Raw genomic sequence first — 25,869 nt, 5'->3', positions numbered from 1 at the left:
TTTCCCTCTTTCTTTATTTTAATATATTTATATAAGCGAATACTCAGTTGGACTGTACGATATGGTATCCGGCTTTGACAATCGCTTTTCGGATTTGCGCCAGATGTTCATGGTTCCTCGTTTCCATGCGAATATGCAAATAGCAGTCGTTAATTCCCGTATTTTCACCGCTGCGGTCATGGTGAACGCTTACCACATTCGCGCCGAGGTCGGCAATAATGGAGGAAACCTCCTTGAGCTGGCCCGGTTTGTCAACCATCGAGAGAATAAGGTCGCCGGAGCGCCCGGCCTTGAGAAGCCCGCGGCTGATAACCCTGGAAAGGATGGTCACATCAATATTCCCGCCTGAGAGCAAGCATACCGCCTTTTTCCCTTTTACGTCAACCTTGTTGAACATGGCCGCCGCAACGGAAACCGCGCCGGCTCCTTCGGCAATCAGCTTATGCTGCTCAATTAGCGTTAGAATCGCCGTGGCAATTTCGTCCTCCGTAACGGTAACAACCTCATCGACATATTTGCTGCAAAGGGCATAGGTCAAATCACCCGGGCATTTTACCGCAATACCGTCCGCAAAGGTAGACACACTAGAAAGGGCTTCTACCTTCTTGTCGACCAAAGCCTGCACCATGCTTGGAGCGCCGCAGGCCTGCACGCCATAAACCTTGCATTTGGGATTCAGGGATTTTATAGCAAAGGCTACGCCCGAAATCAGCCCGCCACCGCCCACGGGTACGATCACCGCGTCCACGTCTGCAAGCTGGTTCAGGATTTCCAGCCCGATCGTCCCCTGTCCGGCAATAACCTGCTGGTCGTTGAACGGGTGGATGAAGGTGGCGCCGCTTTCCTTTTGCAGGTCGCACGCCTTCTGATAGGCGTCATCGTACACGCCCTTTACAAGGCAGACCTGCGCGCCGTAGCTTTTCGTTGCCTCCACCTTGGAAATCGGGGCGCTGTCGGGGATGCAGATGAGCGACCGGATGCCGCTTTTCGCCGCGGCAAGAGCCACACCCTGCGCATGGTTTCCGGCGGAACAGGCGATTACGCCCTTGGTTTTTTCCTCCTCCGACAGTTGGGAGATTTTATAATAAGCACCGCGCACCTTGAAGGAGCCGGTAATTTGAAGATTTTCGGTTTTTAAGTAAATCTGGCTTTCGGGGTTGATAAGCGGTGCATGAATCAGCGCCGTTTCTCGAATCACATCTTTTAAAACATAGGCCGCATGATAAACTTGATCTAACGTAAGCAAGCTGACATCCCCAATCTTTTTATTTTGTCTTATTACTTCATCATAGCCATTGCGCCTGTGCGAAGAATTTGCAGCACATGATACGGATTGTACAGTTCAATAAAGGAATTTAATGTTGTCGCGTCCCCTGTCAGTTCCATAATCATAGAATCCTCCTGGACATTTAAAATATTGGCATGGAACACATTGGCAATGCTAACCAGCTTTTCGCTGTTTTGCTGATTGCGCGCCACCTTGATCAACAGATGCTCGCGCACAACGGCTTGCTCCCTGTCCAGAACCGTTACCTCTTCTATATCGACCAGTTTGCACAGTTGTTTATCGACCTGGCGCACAATCCTGTCGTCCCCCGATACGACAATCAGAATGCGGGAGTATTCCGTGTTTTCGGTTTGCGCCGCAACGATACTTAAAATATTGTAGCAGCGGCGGCTGAACAATCCGGAAATCCGAAGCAGTACGCCCGGCGTATTTTTTGCAAGCACGGATAAAACATACTCTTTCTCATTGCTGTAGCTCATCTTGCACACTCCTTACATTTCCAGAATCGGCTCTTCTACGGAACTGCCCGCCGGAACCATGGGCAACACATTGATATCCGGGCTGATATGGCAGTTGATCAGCGACGGCCCCTGATAAGCCAGCGCTTCCTTCAGTACCGGCTCGATTTCCTCTCTGCGGCTGATGGCAAACGCCTTTATGCCGAACGCTTGGGCCAGCATTTCAAAATTCGTGGCGCTGTCCAGCGTGGTCTGGGAAAAACGGTTTTGGTAAAACAGCTTCTGCCACTGGCGGACCATACCGAGCACGCGATTATTGAACACCAGTTCAATGACCGGGATGTTATACTGCGCCAACGTTGCCAGCTCATTGCAGTTCATGTGGAAGCTGCCGTCCCCCGCAAGATTGATTACGCGCTGATCCGGGTTCGCCACCTGCGCGCCGATTGCCGCGCCAAGCCCGTACCCCATGGTTCCCAGCCCGCCCGAGCTGATAAAATGCCGGGGCGTGCGGAAGCGGTAAAACTGCGCCGCCCACATCTGATGCTGCCCGACCTCGGTCACGATAATCGCCTTGGAATCCGTTAGCCGGTCGAGCGTTTCGATGACTTCCTGCGGCAGTACCTCCCCTTCGGATTCGGCCATCTGTTCAAGCGGATACAGATCCTTCCATTCCGCGATCTGTTCCAGCCATCCCTTGTGCTGGCACTGGGGAAGAAGCTGATTCAGCCTTGCAAGAATTTCCTTGGCATCGCCCTTCATTTTTAAATCGACTTCAATATTTTTATTAAATTCCGCCGTATCAATATCAATCTGAATAATCGGGCAATGCTGTGCAAACAGGTCCGCGTTGCAAAGCACGCGGTCAGAAAAACGGGTGCCAATAGCGATCAATAAGTCACAATTTTTGATGGCAAGTGCCGAGGTGTTCGTCCCATGCATTCCCAGCATCCCGATATAGCGCGGATCCGTCTGGTCAAAACCACCCTGACACATCAGCGATGAGGCAACCGGAGCGTCCAGAAGATCGGCAAACTTTTTCAACTCTCCCGAAGCCTCCGAAGCGATCACCCCACCGCCCGAATAGATAAACGGCCTTTCGCTTTTTTTAAGCATTGTAAGCGCCTGCTCGAAGCGCTCATCATAGGGGAAGTCGCCTTTCGGGGCCGGTAGCGGCGCATGCGGAATATATTCATACTTCTGCGCGGTAACATCCTTTGGAATATCCACCAGCACCGGTCCCTTGCGGCCTGTTCCCGCGATTAAAAACGCCTTTCGGATGGTATCCGCCAAGTCCTCAATATGTTTAACAAGGAAATTATGTTTCGTCACCGGCATGGTAATGCCCGTGATATCCACCTCCTGAAAGCTGTCCAGCCCCAAAAGCGCGCAGCTTACATTTCCGGTAATTGCCACCATCGGTATGGAGTCCATATAGGCAGTAGCGATGCCGGTTACCAGATTCGTTGCACCCGGACCGGAGGTCGCGATGCAAACGCCGGTTTTCCCCGTTGAACGGGCGTATCCGTCCGCCGCGTGCGCCGCACCCTGTTCATGAGCGGTACGAATATGGCAGATTTTATCCCTATACTCGTAAAGTGCATCGTAAATGTTGAGTACGGCTCCCCCCGGATACCCGAATACGGTATCCACGCCCTGCTCAAGCAGACATTCCATCAGGATTTGTGCTCCCGTTAACTGCATTTCTGATTCCTCCTTAAAACATTCTTCCGTTCTGAATTAAAAAAGCCTTCGCCTCTAATCCTAGAGGCGAAGGCTTTCTCCGCGGTACCACTCTAATTCGCCGCCAAAGCGGCATCTCATATGCATCCAACAATGCACTCTCGCTTAACGGTGAGAAACCGGGCGTGCTTACTAATTTCTGTTCAGCTGCCTGCTCCGGGGTGATATCCTGCAAATACCTGCACCGCTTTCCACCAACCAGCGGCTCTCTGTGAGCGGGTTAAGATGCATTCCGTCCCCATCTGCGCATTTCATGAGCTATATTATATTTATTATAGAATATGGTATTCAAGCTGAATTGTCAATAGTTTTCTTGAAACCAATTTAAAAATCAATCGTTTTCTTTAAGCCAATAAACGCTTCCGTCACTCATCCGAGCCAAGTACCCCAGGTCGATCAGACCGCGGCGCAAGGTGGAATGATCTTCCGGATAAATCTGCTTTAAAATACCGTTGACTTCCAATTCGGTATATTTTTTTCCTTTTTCAAACTGGCCGGCTATTTTTTTATAGATAACCGCTCTTTTCTTTGCCTTTGACGACAGGACTTTCAATTTTAACGGTTCAAGCGAACTGAAAACATTCTTTAAAATTTTCTCTTCCTCTTCCGGAGCAATCGTAAAATCTTCCATTTTTATCCTCCCGGCCTGTTTTTATATACGATTTTACACCCGTTTTTCAAAAAGTCAAGCGCCAGGAGGTGCTATAAAGCCCGTCTGTTTCGCGGAAGATGCTTATTTTTGCTTTGAAAACGAAACGGGAGGATTGTTGAAAAGATTTAGCCCGCATTTTGGTCACCGCTAAAGCTTTTTGAACTCCCGGATATGCCGGAAGTTTTCGTTATACAAAAAGAGAAAAGCCCTCGAAAAGGAGGGCTTTTCTTTAGCGATTTTTATCAGAACCGGTTTTCGGATCAATCGGGGTATCGGCTTCCAGAGGGCTTGTTTTCCAACTATCGTTTTCATTCCGTTTATTCTCGACACGATTCGGTTGGTACGAGCTTGTATCCGTATTCGCATCTTTCTTGTAATCGGGATTTTTTTCCGCTTGTCCAATGCAGTTCGCGTCTGTAATAAAATTGCATTTTTTTGTATCGTCATCGGATATTCCATTCACATTTGTTGGAAAAGTATATTTTTTACTCATAATAATGCTCCTTTACATTATAGTTTAATAGGATTCAATGTAAATCCCAATTCTGTAATATTCCCTGCTTCATGCCGTTTATCCGTCCCATTTTCCTGTAGCAAGATCTTGCCGCAAGCAGTAAGCTTTAAATGAAATGAAAAGAAAAAATTGCGCTTAAATAGCAGCAGGCGCACCGTTCAAAGAACTGGCGCGCCTACTGCTATGGTGTGTGTCGAAACATGGAATAAGTAAAGGAGTAATCAAATTTAAATCAGAGCTTTTTCTCTGAAGTGGATTCCTGTGCAGCCTGAATAATATCCTCCATACTCTCATTGGAACTGGAAGCGATCGCGGCCACAACAGCGCCCTCAACCAGAGGGCAGTCAATCATTTTAATTTTTCGATCGGGCATACTTTCAATAACCATTTCCGCCGTCATTACGGCGCTGCCCATATCCATAAGAATTACAACGCCGTCATCGGAATAAACCGAATCGACAGCCTTAACAATCTTTTCAAAGCTGGTTCCCAGCGAACCATCATCCAAACCGCCGGCAGCCGCTACCGGAGCCTCGCTGGCCATCATACCAGCCAACTCCGCGACGCCCTGCGCAAGCTTTTCACTATGCGATACAATTACAATTCCTACCATATATTTTCCTTCCTGCTTCTCAAAGCGAACTTTGAATAACCTTTAGCATCAAGCAGGCAGAGGTTGCGCCCGGATCCTGATGACCGATACTTCTTTCACCAAGATAGCTGGCTCTTCCTTTGGTTGCAATGATGGTTTTTGTATATTCTACGCCTTTTTCAGCTGCTTCTACACCTTTTGAAATAGCAGCTTTAAAATCGTTGTTTTCCTCGTAACTTTTTTTCATTGCATTATAAGCGGGAATTAACGCGTCGAGCATCGTTTTTTCGCCCTCATGCGACTTTCCACGCATTTTGATTCCTTCAATCGCTGCTTCCATTGCATTCAGGAAATCATTGCCGTCCATTTCGTTTTTCGCTCCGATTGCCGCGCCCGCTCTCATAAACGCTGTACCGTAAAGCGGCCCGGAAGCTCCGCCAACCGTTGAAACCAATGCCATTCCAACCGCTTTCAAAATAGAACCGATGTCTTTATTAGAGAAATCAGACAGTTTTTTCTCTACCTCTTTAAATCCACGCGCCATGTTAATCCCGTGGTCACCGTCTCCAATCACATTATCCAATTCTGTCAAGTAGTCTTTATCCATTTGAATTTGTGTACTGATCTTTTGAATGATGTCAATTAATTTTTTACTGTCCGTCATAATTACATTTCCTTTCAAAAGCAACATGATTCCCTATTCTTAACAAACTATATATATGCAGACAGATAAAGAATATGCGGCGGAACGGAAAGCTCCGCCGCTTTCCAAATTTTTTATTCTTTAAAGGCCGGCGTGTCGGCTTTCGCGTCGAGCAGTTCTTTTAACTCATCGTCTAAGCGCAGCAACGAAATGGAGAAGCCCGCCATTTCGAGGGAGGTCATGTAGTTGCCTACAAAGGTCTTATAAATCTTAATTCCTTTTTCGGTAAGATAATCATGAACCTTATTATTGACAATAAAGAGTTCCATTAGGGGGGTTGCGCCGGATCCATTAATCATAACAGCCACTTCTTTATCGTTATAATCAATGTCCGCCAATATCTTATCAAGAAGCGTTACGGCGATTTCATCGGCGCTTTTGATTTTTTCTTTGTGCGTACCTGGTTCCCCGTGGATGCCAATGCCAATTTCCATTTCATCCTCGTTGAGTTCGAAACCAGGTTTTCCAGCCGCGGGAACAGTACAGGGAGTAAGCGCCATTCCCATGCTCCGCACATTGTCAACAACCTTTTGCGCTACGCGGTGGACTTCATTCAGATCTGCGCCCGTTTCCGCCTTCGCACCGGCAATTTTGTGAACAAACACCGTACCGGCAACGCCGCGGCGCCCGGTCGTGTAAAGGCTGTTTTCCACGGCAACATCGTCGTTTGTTACGACGTATTGCACGTCAATACCGTCAGCCTGTGCCATTTCAGCCGCCATTTCAAAGTTCATAACATCGCCCGTGTAGTTTTTCACTACCATCAGGACGCCCTTATCCGTGGCGATCGCTTTAATTCCTTCGTAAATCTGATCAGGAGTGGGTGAAGTAAATACTGCCCCAGCCACAGCGCAGTCAAGCATACCTTCGCCTACATAACCGCCGTGGGCCGGTTCATGGCCACTGCCGCCGCCGCTGATTAGCGCAACTTTGCCTTCTTTCTTATGCGCCCTAACCACAACATTTCCGCAATCCAGCTTTCGCACATGATTCGGATAGGCTTTTACCAAGCCTTCAATCATTTCGCGCTCAACATTTTCGACGCAGTTAATTAGCTTCTTCACAAAAATACCTCCTGTCAAATATTTTAATTCCTAAATACGGCTTTATACCGTATTCTTATTCAACGTCCCTCGTCGCAACAATATCAACCGACGTACCGCACACATTTTTAATGACGACCTCGCCAATGTGAACCGGACGCATTACGTAGTGATTTGAAATCTCTTTCAGACAATCAAATATCTTACTTTTCTCAATCGGTTTCGACGTTTTTACGGAAAGGGGTTGATCGGTTCCACAAATATGCATCAAAGCGGTTACCATTCTTGTAGGAACGGTCAGTTCCTCCTGAGCATATTTTTTACCGATATTGCAAGTAAATCCTTCGATGGAAAGAATTTTATCTCCATCCAGTTCGGCTGTGATCCTGCAGCCCATCGGGCAGCCGATGCAAGTAATTTCTTTTATCATGACTGCTGCGCCTCCACTCTAACAGTGATTTTGTCAGCATTTGTATTTTTCCGGAGATATTCCGGGCTGAACTTTAATGTAACCATTTCGCCGGGGGTAAGGATACGGCTCTTCTTTGTAGCCACCTGAACATCCCCTACATCAATGCAAACCTGCGCATCCTTGAAAACGCCTCTCGGACGGAACATAATGGTGATCGGCTCATTGAGATCCTTTGAAATATGCTGCGGTACAGCACCGGAAACACCGAATCCGTTCTCCACTTCAAGGGTATCTTCTTCTCTGCTAAGCTGACCTTGTACATATTTATATGCGTTGGCACCTGCTTTTGCAGATTCTTCGGAAACGTAGTCAACCAGATCGTGAACATGCAGAACGTTGCCGCAAGAGAAGATGCCTTCTACCGACGTTTCCAGATTCTCGTTCACTTCGGCACCATTCGTCGCCGGAGAAATTTTAACGCCAGCCATCGTGCTCAACTCATTTTCAGGAATCAAGCCAACCGAAAGCAGCAGGGTATCGCATTCGAAATACTGCTCCGTACCCGGAATCGGCTTCAGGGTCTTCGGATCAACCTCTGCAACCGTAACTCCTTCCAGACGCTCTCTTCCCGCAATATCAACAACCGTATGGCTGAGAAGAAGCGGAATGCCATAGTCATCGAGGCATTGAACAATATTTCTCTTCAGTCCGGCAGAGTAAGGCATCAATTCGACGCAAGCCAAAACTTTGGCGCCCAAAAATGTCATTCTGCGGGCCATGATAAGGCCGATGTCACCGGAACCAAGAATAACAACGCGTTTGCCCGGCATTAATCCTTTTAAGTTTGTAAATTTCTGTGCCGTACCGGCGGTATAAATACCGGAGCATCTCCAGCCCGGGGTACCAAGCGACCCTCTCGGACGCTCGCGGCAGCCCATGGCAAGAATAATGGATTTAGCCTTAAAGTGTTCCAGACCGGCGCCACGGCTGACCGCTGTAACAACCTTGTCCGGAGTGATGTTAATAACCATGGTGTCGCACTGGGCGGGAATGCCGTATTCGAGCACCTTATCAATATATCTCTGTGCATATTCCGGACCAGTAAGTTCTTCTTTAAAAGTATGCAACCCAAAGCCGTTATGTATGCACTGCTTGAGTATGCCGCCAAGATTTTCTTCTCTTTCAAGAATCAGAATATCTCTGCAACCCGCTTCGTAGGCTGAAATTGCAGCCGCTAAACCAGCGGGACCGCCGCCAATAATCAAAATGTCAACATTACGCATTTTCATTATCCCCTTTCTCAAAAAGGTAGCTTTCAATATACTTGGAGTTTCCTCCGAACTTTGTCACCTCAAGCGGGGATATATGAAGCTCTTCACATAATATTTCCACGGTTCTTGGTGTGCAGAACCCGGCCTGACATCTGCCCATTCCGGCTCTGGTTCTTCTCTTAACTCCATCTACCGATCTTGCACCGACCGGTCTACGGATTGCTTCTCTGATTTCCGCTTCGGTTACTGTTTCACATCTGCAGACAACCTTGGCGTAATCCGGGTTAATGGAAATTGCTCTTGCTCTCTGCTCGTCGTTCATTTCTCTGAACTTCGGAATCCCCTTGCGAATCGGATTGAAGTTTTCGTTCTTGTTCGCGCTAAGCTTGTCAGCAATCATTTCAGCAAGGTACTGGGCGATTGCCGGTGCGGAAGTCAAACCCGGGGACTCGACGCCTGCCGCGTTGAAGAACATCGGGGCATCCGGAGCTTCGCCAAGCACGAAATCGTTTCTGTCACAGTGGGCACGCAGACCGGAGTAAGTCGTAATGAAGTTTCTCATCGGAATGTGTTCCCATGTAAGGCTCGCAAATTTCAAAACCTTTGCAAGGCCTTCTGCTGTGGTTCTTGTATCAGTCTTATCGTCAATATCTTCCGCAGTCGGCCCAAGGAGCACAGTCCCGTCAACGGTCGGCGTAACCAAGATACCTTTGCCCATCTTCGTTGGAAGCTGGAAGATGGAAGCATGGAATGCGTCCGCATATTTTTTGTCTACAATATAATATTCGCCTCTGCGGGGGACAATTGAAATCTTGTCCTCGGATACCATGTTGTTAATGACATCTGAGTAAAGCCCGGCGCAATTCACAACTGCCTTTGCTGTAAAAGTACCGGCTTTGCTTATAACTTTCCAACCGCCTTCTACTTTTTCAATCCCTGTAACCTCTGCTTGGCGGTAGAAAGTAACACCGTTCATTGCCGCGTTCTCTGCGTATGCCTGTGTCATTTCGTACGGGCAGACAATCCCGCCGGTCTCAACCAGCAATGCTTCATACGCTGTAGAGCCAATGTTCGGTTCTCTTCTTCTAAGTTCATCCTGTCCAATAATGCTTAGACCCGGAACTCCGTTTTCAATTCCCTGTTGCAGTAATTTTTCAAGTTCAGCGTGGCCATCAGGGCCAAAAGAAACAACTAAAGATGTATTGCGCTTATGGGGAACGTCCAGTTCCTCGCAAACTTTGTCGTACATTTTATTGCCTAAGACATTGAACTTTGCTTTCAGCGTGCCCGGTTTGGCATCATATCCGCCGTGGATAATGGCGGTATTGGCTTTACTTTGGCCATTGCTGATATCATCGGTCTTTTCAAGCAGCGCTATGTTCAGCTTGTAACGGGACAATTCGCGTGCTACACCGCAACCAACAACGCCTCCGCCAATGATAATTACATCCATCATTTTGTGTACACCACTCTTTTAATTATTTAGGATTTTTAAAATAATGCAGGGGCAGACACGATTGTTGCCCCTGCAAATATTCTGTGAATTTATCGCTATGTATTTACAAGGTATGCCAAATAATATAACCTAATAAATAGCGTTATCCTACCACGGAATGGCCGTGAACAAGAACGCAGCGACAAGGCCGCCAATGATCGGCCCAAAGACAGGAACTACGAGGCCATAGCTGAAATCAGAATCTGCCTTATCTTTAATCGGGAGGATCGCATGAGCAATGCGGGGACCAAGGTCACGAGCAGGATTCATTGCATAACCTGTGAGACCGCCTAAGCACATGCCGCAAGCAGCGATAATGCCCCATACGAAGAAGTAGTTAACACCTGCATCAGCAGCACCCTTTACATTGCCGAAGCCGAGGAGTGCAAAAACAAGTACAAATGTTGCAACTGCTTCTTGGAAGATATTGCGTCCGATGTTGCGGATGGACGGACCAGTACAGAAAACGCCGCGCTTTGTCGGGCCATCTTCTGTAGCGTCAAAGTGATCTTTAAAGGTGATATAAACGAGAATAGCACCTACAAAGCCACCTAACATTTGAGCAACAACATAGCCGGGAACCATAGCCCAATCGAACTTGCCGATTGCTGCCAAGCTGATGGTCAGCGCAGGGTTAAAGCTGGCACCGGAAGCCGCACCAAAAATGCAAGCAGGAACCATAACTGCGAGACCCCATCCAATGCCAGTCTGAACGGTACCGGCACCTTTTTGTCCAGATTTTGTCAAACTTACGTTGCAGCAGCAGCCATCGCCCAGGAGAACCAATAGAGCCGTACCTAAAAATTCAGCTAAATAAGGTAACATATCCATACACCTCAATCTTTTTTATATCGGTCCCGTAGATAGGTCGCCCTCCCGCGGGACCGATTAGTAACTGTTTTAGTCGCTTTTCTATACTCGAACGAATGAATTAGTCTTCTTTCGCCCAACCGAAAGAGCATTTAACAGCCTTGTTCCACCCTTTGATAATTTCCTCACGATGAGCGCTGTCCATGGAAGGCTCAAAGATCTTGGAAATCTGCCAGTTCTTGATAACGTCTTCTTTGCTTGCCCAATAGCCAACCGCAAGGCCTGCCAGATAAGCAGCACCCATCGCCGTTGTTTCAATGCATACCGGTCTGTGGACAGGAGCATTGATGATATCGGCCTGGAACTGCATTAAGAAGTTGTTCGCGCAAGCACCGCCGTCAACCTTCAGAGCGTTCAGCGTAATGCCGGAGTCATCCTGCATTGCTTTCAGTACATCATAGGTCTGATAAGCGAGGGATTCCAAAGTAGCTCTGATGAAATGATACTTGTTCACGCCTCTGGTAATACCAACGACTGTACCTCTGGCGTACTGATCCCAGTGCGGAGCACCCAGACCGGTAAACGCAGGAACCACATAACAGCCGTTTGTATCCTTAACTTTCGTTGCCATGTACTCGGAATCTGGTGAAGAATCTACCAAACGCATTTCATCACGCAGCCACTGAATCGCAGCGCCGGCTACAAAAATAGAACCTTCAAGTGCATAATTAACTTTGCCGTCTAGGCCCCATGCAATTGTGGTAACCAAGCCGTTCTTGGAGTAAACCGGCTTCTCACCTGTATTCATCAGCATGAAGCAGCCTGTACCGTATGTATTTTTCGCCTCGCCGGGAGTATAGCAAGTTTGACCAAACAACGCAGCCTGCTGGTCGCCTGCGGCACCTGCAATTGGAATCGGGCCGCCGAAGAAGGACGAATCCGCTTCGCCGTAAACGCAACTTGACGGTTTCGGAGTCGGGAGCATGCATTCCGGAATATTCAGCTCGGCAAGGATTTCCTTATCCCATTTCAGCTCCGTAATATTAAACAGCATGGTTCTGGAAGCATTGGAATAATCAGTAACATGGGCCTTGCCCTTTGTCAGTTTCCAGATTAGCCATGTTTCAATGGTACCGAACAGTAAATCTCCGGCTTCTGCTCTTTGCCTTACGCCCGGAACATTATCAAGAATCCATTTTAATTTCGTGCCCGAGAAGTAGGCATCAATCATTAAGCCTGTCTTTTTCCGGTAAGTTTCTGTTAAGCCTTTTGCCTTTAAAGAGTCACAGTACTCTGATGTACGTCTGCACTGCCAAACAATGGCGTGGTAAACAGGCTCGCCTGTTTTCTTGTCCCACACAACCGTGGTTTCACGCTGATTGGTAATACCGATCGCCGCGATATCGGAAGCTACGGCTCCAATCTTCAGCATTGCTTCCTGAGCAACACCAATCTGGGTGGACCAAATCTCCATTGCATCATGCTCTACCCAGCCTGGCTTTGGGAAATACTGTGTGAACTCCTTTTGCGCCACGCTGCACATTTCACCCTTCTCATTGAAAAGAATACAACGTGAACTTGTTGTGCCGGCATCCAACGCCATTACATACTTGGCCATAAAAAAACCTCCCCTAAAATGTTTTTCCGATACAGTAATTGTATCTTTCGTTTGCCCCAAAGGGCACCTTCCCATAACTTTGGTTTTCCGGTTTTCACCGCATCACCATCTATGCGTATATCATAACACCCCGCCCCGAATTTGTATTTAGACAATTCTTTCGCTTTGTTTAGATATGATAAATATTATATAAATCATGCAATATTTTTAGTTATATTTGTAAACCATGTCTTTTTTTTTAGGTAATTTTTCTATGTTTGATTCATTTTGCTTAGTGAGCATTAACAATTTTTTTCGATATAGCATAAAAAGCCCCGTACAAAATGTACAGGGCTTCGTTTAAATAGCAATCCGTTTTTCTTTTTCCGCGCCGTGATAAATAATTCGAAGCAGCGCTTTTATTTTCCCAATAATAAAATCTTCATCCTCCTGCATTCCTCGGCTGATCCACTGGATGCCATAATTTACAAAGGCCGATGTGAAAAAGTCCACGAGAAATTTTGCATCTTCTTTGCTTATGTATTTGCTGTTTGCAATGTCGATTCCCAGCTTTTCCACCCAATTGCGGACAACCGGCTGTAAATAGCCCTCCATCGACTCTTTTTTCATGGAACGTATGGTATTTCTGCAAAAGGCCCGGTTTGCTTTACAATACCGAATAACCTTCACGACCGCCGCTTCCCACGGCTCATCCCGTTCCTCAACCACCTGGTTAAAGATTTCAGTACTGTAAATCCATGTCAAGAGTTCATACATATCCTTAAAATGATAATAAAAAGTCTGGCGATTTAAACCGCAGTTACTTGTTACATTATGAACAGTAATTTTATTGAACGGTGTATGGCCCATCAGTTCTTTTAGTGAATTCGCCAACTGTTGTTTTGTCTGCGACGGATACTCCATACTCTCTCCTCCATTTTCACATTCAACTTTTTAAACAAATTTTAAAGGCATACCCTGAACAATAATATATATTATACTATAAATCAGCAATATGTTTCAAGGAAATTTTTATTATGCGAAATCAGATAAATAATTCAGGGTATTTATTATCAGTCAATGTTTGGACAATAAAAAAAGCTGTACCAAGACCGAGCAAAATATCCCCTATACTGATAAATCCACCGATTCGCGGAATCGGCACATAAATCACATCGCTTAAAAAAGAGAAATTCGCACCGTGCAGCGCAACGAAATAATTCGCCTTTTTTGCATATACCGCCTCCGCGGTTATATCCGGATAAACAGCTAGCGCACGCACCGACACCGGCATGCGCCACCCGTTGCAGGCAATCACGAAAAAATTGCAGAAAGTTCCCAGCCCAGTCAGCCAAACCGGAGCCCTTTTCTGCCGATTTAGAAAGAGAAAAGCGAAAATACACAAATAGCTTGCAATTGTAAACATCCAGCCCGCTTTTTCAGCATAGGCCGGGAAAAGGGTAAACGGCAATTCAAGGGCAAGCCCCAGGACGGGCAGCCACAGGCCGCGGATCTCCCCCAGATTTCGATACTGGTTTTTCCTGCCGTGAAAAAAATTCAACAAAGCGGCAATCAGGATACCAGCAAGCGCAAAAAACAGTAAAATCATTCCTGTCCTCCCGTTTGAAGATAGCCCCTTTCGCGCAGTACTTCCAAAAAGGCAGAAACCGCCTTCGGATGGAACTGCTTCCCGCTTTCCTCCTGCAAAATCCGAGCTACCCGTTCAATCGGCATACTGGCGCAGTAAGCCCGGTCGCTCGTCATTGCATCGAACGCGTCCGCAACGCCGATAATATAGGCTTCCATGCCGATTTCATCCCTTTTTGTGCCGTCCGGATAGCCGCCTCCATCATAGCGTTCATGGTGATGGCGGATGGCGGAACGCACTTTTTTATTCAGCTTCACATTCTCCAGAATTGCTTCGCTGATCAGCGGGTGTGTCATAATAACCTTCCGCTCTTCGGGCGTAAGCGGGCCGGGCTTGTTCAGAATTTCGTCGTCAATGCCGATTTTCCCCACATCATGCAACAGGGCGGCCACTTTGATATTATCCTGCTCCGACAAGGAACAGTGCAATTTGCGTGAAATCATCTCGGCGTAGTCTTCCACACGGTGTGAATGGCCCTCGGTATATTTATCCTTTGCCTCAAGCGCCGCTGTGAGCGTCTTGAGCATGTTGTAAAAATTCTGCTTTACATCGAGGTATAACACAAAACTGTACCGTGCCAGCAGCAAAGGGAGCGTGATCAGGATTACCAGAAACTCCCCGTTTTTTATTTCCATGCTTTTCGCAAGAAAATATGCGATCGGGGCAGAAGCCAAGATATTCGGGAAAAACTGGTACAGATTTTTAAAGAGCGCGGAAAAAAACGGAACCTGCTTGTCCAAATGAAACAGGAACATTAGAATGGCACAATTTAAAAGAAAAAATGTGACTATGGAAACAATCGCCGGAATAAAATTCTGCGGCTGGCTGATGTTTTTAATGTCTCCGCCGCATTTTTGGTATGCAACGGCGGCCAGAAATACAGCAATAGTAAAATTTCCCGCATTGAAAGCCGTCTTAATGGGCGGCTTATTAAAAAAATGGTCGTAGGCCCTGTCTTTCGAATTGGTCGGAACAATTACAAACGGCGTAGCAATAATAACCATCGCCGCCGATGCAAAGGGGCCTTTGCATAAAATAGACGCAAGATTGCAAATAAACGACATGTCAATCGCATAATCTTTTCTTATGTAAATGGGCAGACACCGGCAAATCAAGTACAAAAGCAGGAGAACGCCAAACTGCCTAAGTTCCGCCTTCGGATCCGAATAGGAAAAAACCGTATGAAAATATTGATAAACACAGTATGAGCCTAGCGTAATTCCGATTACTGAAATGAAACAGGCGTATATTTTTGAAGTACGGCTCATATGTTACCTCCTTCTTATATAAAAAATCAGGTTCGCAGCTATGTTAAATTAAGTTTATTGCCATGTAAAGCCTGCGCCTGCAGCCGCAATCACAGAAAGAATGGACATCAACGCAAAAAGAATTTTTTTCATAAAATATAGCCTCCGTAAAACAGACTCTGTTCTCCGCTAGTAAACAGGCTATATCCTCTACGCTAGAAAAAAATTACTGCAAACCTGATTTTTAGCAAATAAAACCGGCTATGTATTCGCCAGCTTTCGGTTCAGAGCATCCAGCGTGGCCTTCACAACTGCCGAACCTGCGTCGTCGCCAATAAAGGAGCTGCCCAGAAAATGCTCCACCTTGCTCTGAATCTTCACCGCAATGCAAACGGCAACCACCTTTTCACCGGCCAAATCAAACGCCTTAATTTCAACCGGTGAAAGCACGACACAGGGATTTACAAAATTCAAAACCGCATTCAAAGTCGCCTGACAGATTATTTTATTGCCCTCCATTAGGTCATTCAGGCCGGTGGCCTCTCCGCTGAAGGTGGAATTCCCGTCGCAAAGGGTAACGCGGGCGGTGAAACGCTCTTTGTTTTTGGAAATACTGATTTCCTCGAAAACAAGGCGGTCTGTGAGCTTCATGGTATTCTTGGACGGAATCTGCGCGATACTGATCAGCTTGTGGTCAACATTCACACCGAAGCGCACCATCAATGCGGACTGAATATCCCGCGCGAGTTGCTTTGGGGAACGGCTGGTATCCGAAAGCACGTGGATTTCGGTAATCTCTTCGTCATTAATCACAATGTGAGACTTGATAATTCCAGCCAATTTGTCGATCAAATCCATGTACTTCTTTACCGAACTCATTTGGCGTATTTCCTCCATTTGAGAGCCCCCTATATACTTAGAATGAAAATTTCAAAAAAATTTTATTATTTAGATTATATTAAATTGCGAATTGCTTCGCAATGCTTTTGGAAAATATTATAATAATTTCTCCTTTATCTGTATAAAATCAAACCTGTCTGCCTCTCCTAATAATCAAACTTTTCCGGGCTTAAAGGCAACAAAAACCGCATGGTTGTAGCGCTTACAATCCATGCGGTAATTTTACGTTTTTTTAATAAATTCCGTTCTGCAAACCGGACAGGTAATACAAATTTTTCCTCTCCCCCTTGGTACGCGAAGCGTACTGGAACAATGCGGGCATTTAAAATAGCGGTGTGTCTGCCGGTCCTGGAAACGGCTATAGGACTTCTGCATCCGTGTCTTTACGGGGTACCACCATTTCAGAAAGCGGGCATTTTCCGCATAACGTCGGTTGATGTTCCTGGAAAAAATCCTGTAGAAACAAATCGCCAGCGGAATCAAGGCAAGCAGGGACAAAAACGGCACACGGAAAAATTGCAAAATCAGGGAAAGCACCATATAAAGAATTAGCAGAGCAATGGATAACTGGTCAGTACCATACCTGCCCATCATCATTCTTCGAAACCAATACATAAAAAGGATCTCCTCCTGTATAAAATACGGACAGCCCATCGACCCCCATATTCTTTATCATAACATACGGAACACATAAATATTTGAATGAACCGTGAAAGTTTTATGAAACGAACTGAACGCCCGGCGCCTTTACCATGTCGGACAGCAAAACACGATGCATATCCGCCAAGTGCCCGCCAGCAAGCCGCGCCTTGCCGTCGGGGCCAACGCAAAAGTCTGTTCCGCACAGGATCGTATCCGAAATATATTTTTCATCCCGGTTAAAATCAAACACGAAGAGCGGTTCCCCTTTTTTTCCTCTGCGGGAACAGACATAGCGGTACACCTGCTCCTCAAGCTCCTGATTTTCAAAATCCGAGTTGACATAGCAGCCAAAAATGCAGTTCATTCTGATCATGCGGCGGGTAAAGCGGTCCGATGTCAAATCGTTCACATTATCGGTATTGTAATACGCATGGAAGCCGTAAAAGCATTTCCATTCATGCAAATCACAAAGAATTTGGGGCTGCACTTCCCTGCTTTCCGTCATATCCACGGAAAAGATCAGATTCGGCGTTTTCATGATCGGTTCTCTGAACCCTTTCAGGGAAGTCGTCGGGTCCATCGCAACGAAAACACAGCACTCCCTGTGATTTTTGCAAAGCTCCAAAATCCGCCCTATTTTTTCTCCGCATTCCCCGAGCTTAAAGACACAGGTGTAGATCCCCAGGGAAACGGAATCCGTAAGGATTTTATCTATTTCCCGGAAGTTCAAAGCGTTTTCCCCATCCTCACTGCAATCAAAGCGCAGGAGCCACGGAATGCTCTTACCCGCGGCCGCTTCTTTTCCCCGCAGGATTTCCGCCCCGTAGTTCAGCCCCGTATAGCCGAAATTCAAACCCACGGTCTTGACGGTATCCGGCCATACATTCCGGGTCATATTGAGGAGCAGTTCATAATAGGGATTATCGGGGTCTTTCAGAATCTCATGCGCGATTTTGAAGAACCGTTTCTGTGCCGGTGTTTTGGAAAAGTTGTCCCCCATATCCGCCAAATTGCGAATGCTTCTCCCGGGGTCGGACTGTATATCCCGAATAGCCTTATCGATAAGAATGCCAACGGCTGTCCGTATAAGCTTATGTCTGTACTCCATTTTTTCCGCTCCGTTATCCTTAATGATTCAAGTATAAAAAGAATCCCTCTGAAAAGGAATAGACAGTTTCCCTTTTTGTCCTGTTTTTGTACAGTTCTATGGATATGTCAAACACGGAAAAGCACCCGGCGGAAAACCGGATGCTTTCACAATTGCCAAATCAGCATTTACTGAGCGATTTCCGCGGTTTTTCCGCCGATAAAGTTTAGCAGGGCGTGGGGTTCCACCTCTATCTGCGCGCCGATTTTCCCGGCGCTTACAATGATGGACGGAAACTGTTCACAGCTGCTGTCAATAACGGTCTGAAACTGCTTTTTCATACCGATTGGGGAACAACCGCCGCGGATATAGCCGGTCACTTTGTTGATTTCATCCACATGAATCATCTCAACCGATTTCTCCCCCACGCTTTTCGCAGCAGCCTTCAGGTTCAGCTCCTTTGCAACCGGAACCACAAACACGTAAAAGTTCCGGCTGGCGCCCCGCGTGACAAGGGTTTTGAAAACCTGCTCGACGTTCTGTCCCAACTTGTGGGCTACGGAAACGCCGTCGATCTTTCCATCCTCATGATCGTAAAAATAATATTTATACGGTATTTTCGCCCGATCCAAAATGCGCATTACATTCGTTTTATTATCCTTTGCCATTCCTATTTCACCTTTCGTATTCGCGGCGGTTACTGCTCAATCCTCCACTTAACTCCCTGCGGCGTATCTTCCAGCACAACATGACGCGCCTTCAGCTCGTCGCGGATTTTATCCGCGGTCGCCCAGTCTTTATTTGCCCGCGCCTTGGCACGTTCGGCAATCAGCTTTTCAATTTCCGCGTCAAGCGTGGTTTCTTTCTTCGTATAAAGCAGGCCCAGCACATCCGCAAGCTCGTTAAACAGGTCGAGCGCAAAGCGGCAAAGTTCCTTCGATGGGGCGGTGGAAGCGTTGAGGTTGGAGTTGATGTCGCGCGCCAGATCAAACAGCGCGGAAACCGCGTCCGCCGTATTCAGGTCATCCTCCATCGCCTCGATAAAGTGATCCTGATGCGCTTCCAGCTTGCGGCGTACGGCATGCTCGTCCGGCTTTTCGCCCGAAACGGACTTTTCCATCAGAAACTGCAGATTGTCGCGGCAGTTGTAGAGCCTTTCCAAAGCGGCTTTGCATTGTTCGATGACCTCTGTGCTGTAATTGATGGGCGTACGGTAATGCGACGCGACCATCAGGTAACGGATTGGCTCGTAGCCATACTGCTCGGCAACATCGCGGACAGTAAAGAAATTATTGAGGCTCTTGCTCATTTTACGGTTGTCCACATTAATGTAGCCATTATGCATCCAATAATTTGCGAAAGGAACGCCGTTGCAGCATTCGCTCTGCGCAATCTCGTTTTCATGATGGGGGAAAATCAGATCCTGCCCGCCGCAGTGGATATCAATCGTTTTACCAAGGTAGCGGCGCGCCATAGCGGAGCACTCGATGTGCCATCCCGGGCGGCCTTCGCCCCAGGGAGAAATCCAGCTCGGTTCGCCGGGCTTCGCACCCTTCCAGAGTGCGAAGTCCATGGCGTCCTCTTTAATTTCACCTGTCGCGATGCGCGCGCCGGCCTGTAAATCCTCCAAAGGCTGGTGCGAAAGCTTTCCGTATCCTGCATCCTTTTTGGTGCGGAAGTAAACGTCCCCGTTGTCCGTGGCATAGGCATAGCCCTTCTCGATCAGATCGGAAACCATTTTGATGATTTCATCAATATTCTCGGTCGCGAGCGGGTGAATTGTTGCCGGGCGGACATTCAGCCCTTTTGCGTCAGTTTTGTATTCCTCGATATAGCGCTCGGATACCATCAGGTAATCGGTTCCCTCTTCCATTGCCCTGCGAATAATTTTGTCGTCGATATCGGTAAAATTCTGGACATAGGTCACCTTCATCCCGCGGTACTCGAAATAGCGGCGCAGCACGTCAAACACACAAATTGGGCGCGCGTTTCCAATATGGATGTAATTGTACACCGTCGGGCCGCACGCATAAATTTTAACCTCTCCCGGCGTCAGCGGAACAAATTCTTCTTTCTGGCGTGTTAACGTGTTATAAATTTTCATCACGGTTTCCCTCTCTTTGTCTGATGATTTCATCAAGCTGTTTTTGCAAGCCTTGTAATTTTAATGCCATATGGCAAAGCTCCTGGGATACGGGGTCCGCCACGTGGATTTGATCCATATTGTACGGGCGCACGCCGTTCAAACGGACCACTCTTGCCGGAACGCCGACCGCCGTCGCGTTGTCCGGAACCTCGTCTAGAACCACCGCGCCCGCCGCAACGCGGGCATTGTCGCCAACGCGGAACGGCCCGAGCACCTTCGCCCCCGCGCCGACCATCACGTTGTTGCCAAGGGTCGGGTGGCGCTTTCCGTGGTCCTTCCCGGTGCCGCCCAGCGTAACCCCTTGGTAAAGCGTACAATTGTCGCCAATAATGGTAGTTTCCCCAATAACGACGCCCATACCATGGTCGATAAACAATCCTTTCCCAATGGTCGCCCCGGGATGGATTTCAATTCCTGTTTTATGCCTTGCCCGCTGTGATAAATAACGGGCAATGAACTTCATGTTATGTTTATAAAACCAATGCGCTTTACGGTAAGCGCGTACCGCCTTGAACCCGGAATACAGAAAATAGACTTCCAGCCTCGATCTGGCCGCCGGGTCACGTTCCATAATGGAATCAAGCTCTTCTTTCAGTCGCTTAAACATTGTATTCCTCCATATAAAAAGCCGCCTCCGTCCCTTTGGGGACGGAGGCGGCGTCTTACCGCGGTTCCACTCCGTTTTCTCACTCGAAAAGCCTGTAACAGGGCCAACCGTGCGGGGATACTGGTTTTCCCCCCGCCTGCTCACGGATGCATTTCGCCGCACGCCTTGCAAAGGACGTTTTCAGCCTCGGCGTCCCCTCTCTGATACACACAGTACGGTTACTTCTTCCGCTCATTGCATTTTTAATATCATACTGATAATATAGTAAGATTTCCGTAAAAGGTGACAATAGTATATACCAAAAAGCAAAGGAAGTAAACCCCCGCCGGTTTTCACGCGCGGGAAACCTTTTTATTTCGTCGTATTGATCACATCGAGGTTCTGCACAATATAAATAATACCCGAAAGCAAGGCAAAAAATGTCGCAATCAGAATCAGAACATAGCCGGCCGCCGCAAACACATCCGCACTAGGCATGCCGCCGATTGTAAAGGAGGACAGCTTTCCAAGAGAAATCAGTTCCTGCACGTACTGGAAAAGCAGTATGGCAATAATGGCGATAATCTGGCTGACGGTTTTTGTTTTGCCCCATTTATTGGCGGCGATCACTACGCCGCTGTCCACCGCAACAAGGCGGATCGACGTCACCATGAATTCGCGCGCGATGATCACCAGCACGCACCAGGTTGCCGCAAGCCGGAGATCCACAAAGCAGACCAGCGCCGAAATCACAAGGATTTTGTCGGCCAAGGGATCCAGGAATTTCCCGAAATTGGTAACCTGATTGTTTTTACGCGCAAGCTTGCCGTCGTAATGGTCTGTTAGCGCCGCTGCGCCGAACAAAATGGCCGCCCAGAGATAATGGTGCGGAATACCTGGAATTAAAAGGACAGCAACAAAAAAAGGAACCAGGATAATGCGCATCACCGTTAATTTATTCGGAAGATTCATACACGCGCCTCCTACTCAGCAATGATTCCATACAGTTCACAGTCGACACATTCCAGTATTTTCACATCTACAAAACTTCCGGGCTCGAAATTTGCATTCTCTGCGGTAAAATAGATGCGGCCGTCAATATCGGGCGAATCCGCCCAGGAACGACCCGCCCAGCAGCCGGACTCCTCATCGTAACCTTCCACCAGAACCCGGAAGGTTTTTCCGGTCTGCTGTTCGCCCCACTCCTGCATGATACGCATCTGGTCTTCCATAATCCGCTCCATGCGGTTCTGTTTAACATCCTCGTCAATCTGATCAGGCATTTCCGCCGCCGCAGTTCCCTCTTCCTGCGAATACGGAAAGCACCCAAGGCGTTCGAAGCGGATTTCGTTCACAAATTCCGCAAGCTCCGTAAAATCCTCGTCGGTTTCACCGGGGAAACCGGTAATGAGCGTGGTGCGAAGGATCAGATTCGGAATCTTTTCCCGCATCTTCCGAATTAGCGCGGTCAATTCTTCGCGGTTCCCTGTGCGGCGCATCAATTTTAGGAGCCTGCCGCTGCAATGCTGAAGCGGCAAGTCCATATACTTTACAATCTTTTCTTCACCGGCGATCGTTTCCAGCAATTCGTCAGTAATATAATCGGGATAACAATATAAAACGCGAATCCAGGCAACGCCTCCAATTTCACACAAATTCTTTAGAAGCTGCGGAAGCATCAGCTTTCCGTAAAGGTCCCAGCCGTACTTTGTTGTGTCTTGCGCAATTAAAATGAGTTCTTTTGCGCCATTTTGCACCAATGTTTTCGCTTCTTCAACAATATCCTCCATCTTGCGCGAGCGGTAACGCCCGCGGATAAACGGAATCGCGCAGTAGGCGCAGCGGTTGTCGCAACCTTCCGCAATTTTCAGGTACGCAAAATAGCCGGGGGTGGAAAGACGGCGTTCGCCGTTGAGCGGGAGGAGCGTTTTCTCCGGAAAGCTTTCCAGCTTTACCCCTTCGAGCGCTTTTCCGACTACGGAGGCAATGTCGCTGTCCGCGCCGATTCCAGCCACGGCATCCACTTCCGGCAGTTCTTTCAGGATTTCCTCCCTGTACCGTTCCGCCAGGCAGCCGGTAACGATAATCGCTTTGATCCTGCCAGCCGCCTTTAAGCCGGCAAGTTTCAAAATCTCGTCAATGGATTCTTTTTTCGCGGCGTCAATAAAGCCGCAGGTATTAACGATGACGGCGTCCGCCTGCGCGGCGTCGTCCTCTATTTCATAGCCCGCTTTTTGCAACGCGGCCATCATGATTTCAGCATCCACCTGATTTTTCGCACAACCAAGGCTTACCAGGCCCACACTATATGCCATTCATTCGTCCTCGTTTTCCATTTCATTTATCGCTGTGCGGATATCGTCCCAAAAATAACCGAGCCTTTGCAGCGCGGCAATGCTCCTGCGCCGCCCCTTTTCATCCTGGGGCATACCGCCGTATTTTTTCCGCAGTATCTCTTTGATTTTTTCAACCGGGTCCGGTACGGCTTCCTCAATAATCTGTTCCGCAAGCTCCCGGTCGATTCCCTTCTGCTGCAGTTCCCTGCGCGTGCGGGAAGCGGAATACCCTTTGCGGCAAAGCAGATCCGCCGCAAGCCGCTTTGCGTAGTCCTCGTCGTTTACAAGGCCGATGTCCGCCATATGCTGCGCCGCCGCTTCCGCCGCCTCGCGGGAAGCAACGCGGCTGATTTTATCCGCAAGCTCTTTCTGCGAATAGCTCCGGCGCTCCAGAAGATAAAGCGCCTTTTCGCTTGCGCGCCGGCTGTCGCTCGCCTGAATCAACTCATGGAGCTGCTCGTCGCTGATTTCCTGCCCCGCGCGAAAACCGGATTTTAAAAGCGTTTCGGTGTCGATATTCACCGCGAATTCCCCGTCGATGAACAGCGCCGAAAGGCTTTTCCTGCGCGGTTCGACCGCCGTAATCAGCATCATTCGTCATCTGCGGAAATGTCGATATTGGCAGTCTTTCCGCGGGAAGCGTTGTTCGTCGGCGCGGGCGTTTCCCCTTCGACCGGCTTCGCTGCAGAACCGGAAGAAGAAGCGGCTTTGGTGAACAGCTTGCCGACATTCTCCTTGACCTGCGCTTCGATTTCGCCGGCGATATCGGCATTTTCCGTTAAAAAGTTCTTTGCGTTGTCGCGTCCCTGCCCAAGGCGCGTTTCCTTGTATGAGAACCACGAACCGCTTTTTTGAATAATCTCCAGTTTAACGGCAAGATCAAGCAGCTCCCCTACGCGGGAGATCCCCTTGCCGTACATCACGTCAAACTCCGCCTCGCGGAACGGCGGGGCGATTTTATTTTTTACCACCTTCGCACGGGTACGCGAGCCGATCAGCTCGGTTCCGTTTTTCAGCGTTTCGATTTTTCGGATATCAATGCGCACGGAAGCGTAAAATTTCAGCGCGCGGCCGCCGGGAGTAACTTCCGGGCTGCCGTACGTGATCCCAACCTTTTCACGGAGCTGGTTGATAAAGATGGCGACACAGTTCGATTTCGAAATCGCACCCGCCAACTTGCGCAGCGCCTGGCTCATCAAACGGGCCTGAAGGCCGACGTGGGCTTCGCCCATTTCGCCTTCGATTTCCGCGCGCGGCACCAATGCGGCAACGGAGTCTACGACAATCACGTCGATCGCACCGGAACGCACAAGCGCTTCCGTAATTTCCAGCGCCTGCTCGCCGGTATCCGGCTGGGAAACCAGAAGCGAATCCACATCCACGCCCAGCGCGCGGGCGTAAACCGGGTCGAGCGCATGCTCAACGTCGATAAATGCGGCGTTCCCGCCGTTTTTCTGCCCCTGTGCGATGCAATGCAGGGCAAGCGTGGTCTTACCGGAGCTTTCCGGCCCGTAAATCTCCACGATTCTTCCACGGGGAAGTCCCCCGATTCCCAGCGCCAAATCAAGCGACAGTGAACCGGTCGGAATCGCTTCCACATGCATTGCCTCATTCTGGCCCAAGCGCATCACCGCGCCTTTGCCGAACTGCTTTTCAATCTGTGCAAGCGCCGTTTCCAACGCTTTGGTCTTATCTGTCGCCATGCTTTCCTCCAATTTATGACAGACCTTCCACCGTAAGGCTTTCGGTCCCAAATTTGCAGTTTCTACCTTTAAAATTATACCGTATCTTTCTACGAAAAGCAATATACAAAAGAACGGATCACGAACGTATGTTTAATCTTTGCCCCATATGCCGCCCACCACGCGGGCGATGCCGTTAAAGTCCTTTTCGACCCGTATTTCGCCCAATCCAGCGTCCTGAAAAAGAGCCGCCACCTCCTCAGCCTGCCCGTCGCCGACTTCAACCGCCGCAATGCCACCGGGCTTTAATTTCGGTAGCCAAAGCTTTGCAATTGCGCGGTAAAACAGAAGGCCGTCCGCGCCGCCGTCCAACGCCGTATGCGGCTCGTGCTTCACTTCTTCCTGCAGGGTTTCCATTTCAGCGGTTGTAACGTAGGGTGGGTTGGAAACGATACCATCCCACTCTGGGAATTCCTCTGCTCCCGGATGCAGAACGTCCATACGGAGCGGCGTTACATTGTGAAGTCCCGTATTCCGGATATTTTTTTGCAGATAGGAAAATGCGCCGTCGTAAAGCTCCACGGCGCATATCCGCGCTTTTGGATAAAAATAAGCCAGTCCGAGCGCAACTGCGCCCGTGCCAGAGCAGAGATCCAATATAGACGGATTGTTCTTTCTTTTTAAAAGCTCTGCCGCGGTGCGCACCAGAAGCTCCGTTTCCTCGCGCGGGATTAAAACACCCTCTCCGACCAGCAATTCCAGTTCCATAAACGGCCATTTGCCAAGGATATACTGGAGCGGCCTGCCCTGCGCCCGTTCTCCCACAAGCGCGGCATATTCCCCGGCCTTTGCGTCCTGCGCCGGTTCCCTTTCGTGGACGGCGAGCTGCTGCCGGTTATAACCGAATACTTTCTGGAACAGGCACGCCGCGTCAAACGCGGGGCTTTCGTTCCCCGCGGCAGCCAGCCTGCTTTTCCCTTTCCGGTAGGTTTCTCCCAAAGTCAACGTCCACACCGC

27 protein-coding genes and 2 other annotated features are annotated in these 25,869 nt (G+C 48.5%); all 27 genes read right to left on the bottom strand.

All coding sequences use genetic code 11. From position 1 onward, the window contains the following. Nucleotides 1–43: 43 nt before the first annotated feature. Nucleotides 44–1,246 (bottom strand): threonine ammonia-lyase, encoded by a 1,203-nt coding sequence (gene ilvA / locus CAGA_RS03415; protein ID WP_135657737.1) that lies wholly within the window; start codon nucleotides 1,244–1,246, stop codon nucleotides 44–46. 32 nt (nucleotides 1,247–1,278) lie between these two features. Continuing rightward, nucleotides 1,279–1,767: an acetolactate synthase small subunit gene (gene ilvN, locus CAGA_RS03410; RefSeq protein ID WP_135657735.1), complete on the bottom strand. Its 489-nt coding sequence runs from the start codon at nucleotides 1,765–1,767 to the stop codon at nucleotides 1,279–1,281. Nucleotides 1,768–1,779: 12 nt separating this feature from the next. Next, nucleotides 1,780–3,450: a biosynthetic-type acetolactate synthase large subunit gene (gene ilvB, locus CAGA_RS03405; protein ID WP_135657733.1), complete on the bottom strand. Its 1,671-nt coding sequence runs from the start codon at nucleotides 3,448–3,450 to the stop codon at nucleotides 1,780–1,782. Nucleotides 3,451–3,509: 59 nt separating this feature from the next. Next, nucleotides 3,510–3,743: a binding site (T-box leader), on the bottom strand. 77 nt (nucleotides 3,744–3,820) lie between these two features. Beyond that, nucleotides 3,821–4,120 (bottom strand): DUF2087 domain-containing protein, encoded by a 300-nt coding sequence (locus CAGA_RS03400; protein WP_135657731.1) that lies wholly within the window; start codon nucleotides 4,118–4,120, stop codon nucleotides 3,821–3,823. A gap of 250 nt (nucleotides 4,121–4,370) precedes the next feature. Then, nucleotides 4,371–4,634 carry a hypothetical protein gene (locus CAGA_RS03395; RefSeq protein WP_135657729.1) on the bottom strand — a complete coding sequence of 88 codons (264 nt, stop codon included), beginning with the start codon at nucleotides 4,632–4,634 and terminating at the stop codon, nucleotides 4,371–4,373. A 253-nt stretch (nucleotides 4,635–4,887) separates the two neighbouring features. After that, a complete protein-coding gene (gene dhaM / locus CAGA_RS03390) occupies nucleotides 4,888–5,268 on the bottom strand; it encodes a dihydroxyacetone kinase phosphoryl donor subunit DhaM (protein WP_135657727.1) in 381 nt (126 codons plus the stop codon). Nucleotides 5,269–5,287: 19 nt separating this feature from the next. Next, nucleotides 5,288–5,911 (bottom strand): dihydroxyacetone kinase subunit DhaL, encoded by a 624-nt coding sequence (gene dhaL, locus CAGA_RS03385; RefSeq protein ID WP_135657725.1) that lies wholly within the window; start codon nucleotides 5,909–5,911, stop codon nucleotides 5,288–5,290. A gap of 113 nt (nucleotides 5,912–6,024) precedes the next feature. Then, on the bottom strand, nucleotides 6,025–7,014 hold the full coding sequence (dhaK, locus tag CAGA_RS03380; RefSeq protein WP_135657723.1) for a dihydroxyacetone kinase subunit DhaK: 990 nt from the start codon (nucleotides 7,012–7,014) through the stop codon (nucleotides 6,025–6,027). A gap of 55 nt (nucleotides 7,015–7,069) precedes the next feature. Next, nucleotides 7,070–7,423, bottom strand: coding sequence for a DUF1667 domain-containing protein (locus CAGA_RS03375; protein WP_135657721.1), 354 nt, complete (start codon nucleotides 7,421–7,423; stop codon nucleotides 7,070–7,072). After that, nucleotides 7,420–8,688, bottom strand: a complete 1,269-nt coding sequence (locus tag CAGA_RS03370) for an NAD(P)/FAD-dependent oxidoreductase (RefSeq protein WP_135657719.1) — start codon at nucleotides 8,686–8,688, stop codon at nucleotides 7,420–7,422. The genes CAGA_RS03375 and CAGA_RS03370 overlap by 4 nt, the downstream gene beginning before the upstream one ends. Then, the gene (locus CAGA_RS03365) at nucleotides 8,681–10,132 is read right to left on the bottom strand and encodes an NAD(P)/FAD-dependent oxidoreductase (protein WP_135657717.1); all 1,452 of its coding nucleotides are present in this window, start codon (nucleotides 10,130–10,132) and stop codon (nucleotides 8,681–8,683) included. The genes CAGA_RS03370 and CAGA_RS03365 overlap by 8 nt, the downstream gene beginning before the upstream one ends. A gap of 147 nt (nucleotides 10,133–10,279) precedes the next feature. Next, nucleotides 10,280–10,996, bottom strand: a complete 717-nt coding sequence (locus tag CAGA_RS03360) for an MIP/aquaporin family protein (protein ID WP_135657715.1) — start codon at nucleotides 10,994–10,996, stop codon at nucleotides 10,280–10,282. Between the two features lie 106 nt (nucleotides 10,997–11,102). Continuing rightward, on the bottom strand, nucleotides 11,103–12,599 hold the full coding sequence (gene glpK, locus CAGA_RS03355; protein WP_135657713.1) for a glycerol kinase GlpK: 1,497 nt from the start codon (nucleotides 12,597–12,599) through the stop codon (nucleotides 11,103–11,105). A gap of 339 nt (nucleotides 12,600–12,938) precedes the next feature. Further along, nucleotides 12,939–13,502, bottom strand: coding sequence for a TetR/AcrR family transcriptional regulator C-terminal domain-containing protein (locus CAGA_RS03350; protein ID WP_135657712.1), 564 nt, complete (start codon nucleotides 13,500–13,502; stop codon nucleotides 12,939–12,941). Between the two features lie 121 nt (nucleotides 13,503–13,623). Further along, entirely contained in the window at nucleotides 13,624–14,187 is a 564-nt protein-coding gene (locus tag CAGA_RS03345) for a DUF5317 domain-containing protein (protein WP_135657710.1), read from the bottom strand. Further along, complete coding sequence (locus CAGA_RS03340; protein ID WP_135657708.1) at nucleotides 14,184–15,494, bottom strand: HD-GYP domain-containing protein; 1,311 nt, start codon at nucleotides 15,492–15,494, stop codon at nucleotides 14,184–14,186. The genes CAGA_RS03345 and CAGA_RS03340 overlap by 4 nt, the downstream gene beginning before the upstream one ends. 240 nt (nucleotides 15,495–15,734) lie before the next feature. Further along, nucleotides 15,735–16,352 carry a hypothetical protein gene (locus CAGA_RS03335; RefSeq protein WP_167875144.1) on the bottom strand — a complete coding sequence of 206 codons (618 nt, stop codon included), beginning with the start codon at nucleotides 16,350–16,352 and terminating at the stop codon, nucleotides 15,735–15,737. Nucleotides 16,353–16,595: 243 nt separating this feature from the next. Continuing rightward, complete coding sequence (locus tag CAGA_RS03330; RefSeq protein WP_135657704.1) at nucleotides 16,596–16,988, bottom strand: hypothetical protein; 393 nt, start codon at nucleotides 16,986–16,988, stop codon at nucleotides 16,596–16,598. A gap of 103 nt (nucleotides 16,989–17,091) precedes the next feature. Then, nucleotides 17,092–18,123, bottom strand: a complete 1,032-nt coding sequence (locus CAGA_RS03325) for a hypothetical protein (RefSeq protein ID WP_135657702.1) — start codon at nucleotides 18,121–18,123, stop codon at nucleotides 17,092–17,094. Nucleotides 18,124–18,290: 167 nt separating this feature from the next. Continuing rightward, nucleotides 18,291–18,770, bottom strand: coding sequence for a Cys-tRNA(Pro) deacylase (gene ybaK, locus CAGA_RS03320; RefSeq protein WP_135657700.1), 480 nt, complete (start codon nucleotides 18,768–18,770; stop codon nucleotides 18,291–18,293). A 29-nt stretch (nucleotides 18,771–18,799) separates the two neighbouring features. After that, on the bottom strand, nucleotides 18,800–20,206 hold the full coding sequence (gene cysS, locus CAGA_RS03315) for a cysteine--tRNA ligase (protein WP_135657698.1): 1,407 nt from the start codon (nucleotides 20,204–20,206) through the stop codon (nucleotides 18,800–18,802). After that, the gene (cysE, locus tag CAGA_RS03310) at nucleotides 20,193–20,855 is read right to left on the bottom strand and encodes a serine O-acetyltransferase (protein WP_135657696.1); all 663 of its coding nucleotides are present in this window, start codon (nucleotides 20,853–20,855) and stop codon (nucleotides 20,193–20,195) included. Before cysE ends, cysS begins: the two co-directional genes overlap by 14 nt. Nucleotides 20,856–20,895: 40 nt before the next feature. Beyond that, nucleotides 20,896–21,099, bottom strand: a binding site (T-box leader). Nucleotides 21,100–21,206: 107 nt separating this feature from the next. Further along, on the bottom strand, nucleotides 21,207–21,806 hold the full coding sequence (gene pgsA / locus CAGA_RS03305; protein ID WP_135657694.1) for a CDP-diacylglycerol--glycerol-3-phosphate 3-phosphatidyltransferase: 600 nt from the start codon (nucleotides 21,804–21,806) through the stop codon (nucleotides 21,207–21,209). Nucleotides 21,807–21,817: 11 nt separating this feature from the next. Beyond that, on the bottom strand, nucleotides 21,818–23,149 hold the full coding sequence (rimO, locus tag CAGA_RS03300) for a 30S ribosomal protein S12 methylthiotransferase RimO (RefSeq protein WP_135657692.1): 1,332 nt from the start codon (nucleotides 23,147–23,149) through the stop codon (nucleotides 21,818–21,820). Beyond that, a complete protein-coding gene (locus CAGA_RS03295; RefSeq protein WP_243112928.1) occupies nucleotides 23,150–23,764 on the bottom strand; it encodes a regulatory protein RecX in 615 nt (204 codons plus the stop codon). Then, entirely contained in the window at nucleotides 23,761–24,873 is a 1,113-nt protein-coding gene (recA, locus tag CAGA_RS03290) for a recombinase RecA (RefSeq protein ID WP_135657690.1), read from the bottom strand. Before recA ends, CAGA_RS03295 begins: the two co-directional genes overlap by 4 nt. A 132-nt stretch (nucleotides 24,874–25,005) precedes the next feature. Continuing rightward, nucleotides 25,006–25,851 carry a peptide chain release factor N(5)-glutamine methyltransferase gene (gene prmC / locus CAGA_RS03285; RefSeq protein ID WP_243112927.1) on the bottom strand — a complete coding sequence of 282 codons (846 nt, stop codon included), beginning with the start codon at nucleotides 25,849–25,851 and terminating at the stop codon, nucleotides 25,006–25,008. Nucleotides 25,852–25,869 lie beyond the last annotated feature (18 nt).

The sequence above is a fragment of the Caproiciproducens galactitolivorans genome (genome assembly GCF_004768785.1).
In the GTDB taxonomy this organism is placed as follows: Bacteria; Bacillota; Clostridia; order Oscillospirales; family Acutalibacteraceae; genus Caproiciproducens; species Caproiciproducens galactitolivorans.
This window is presented reverse-complemented; position numbering and strand designations above follow the sequence as displayed.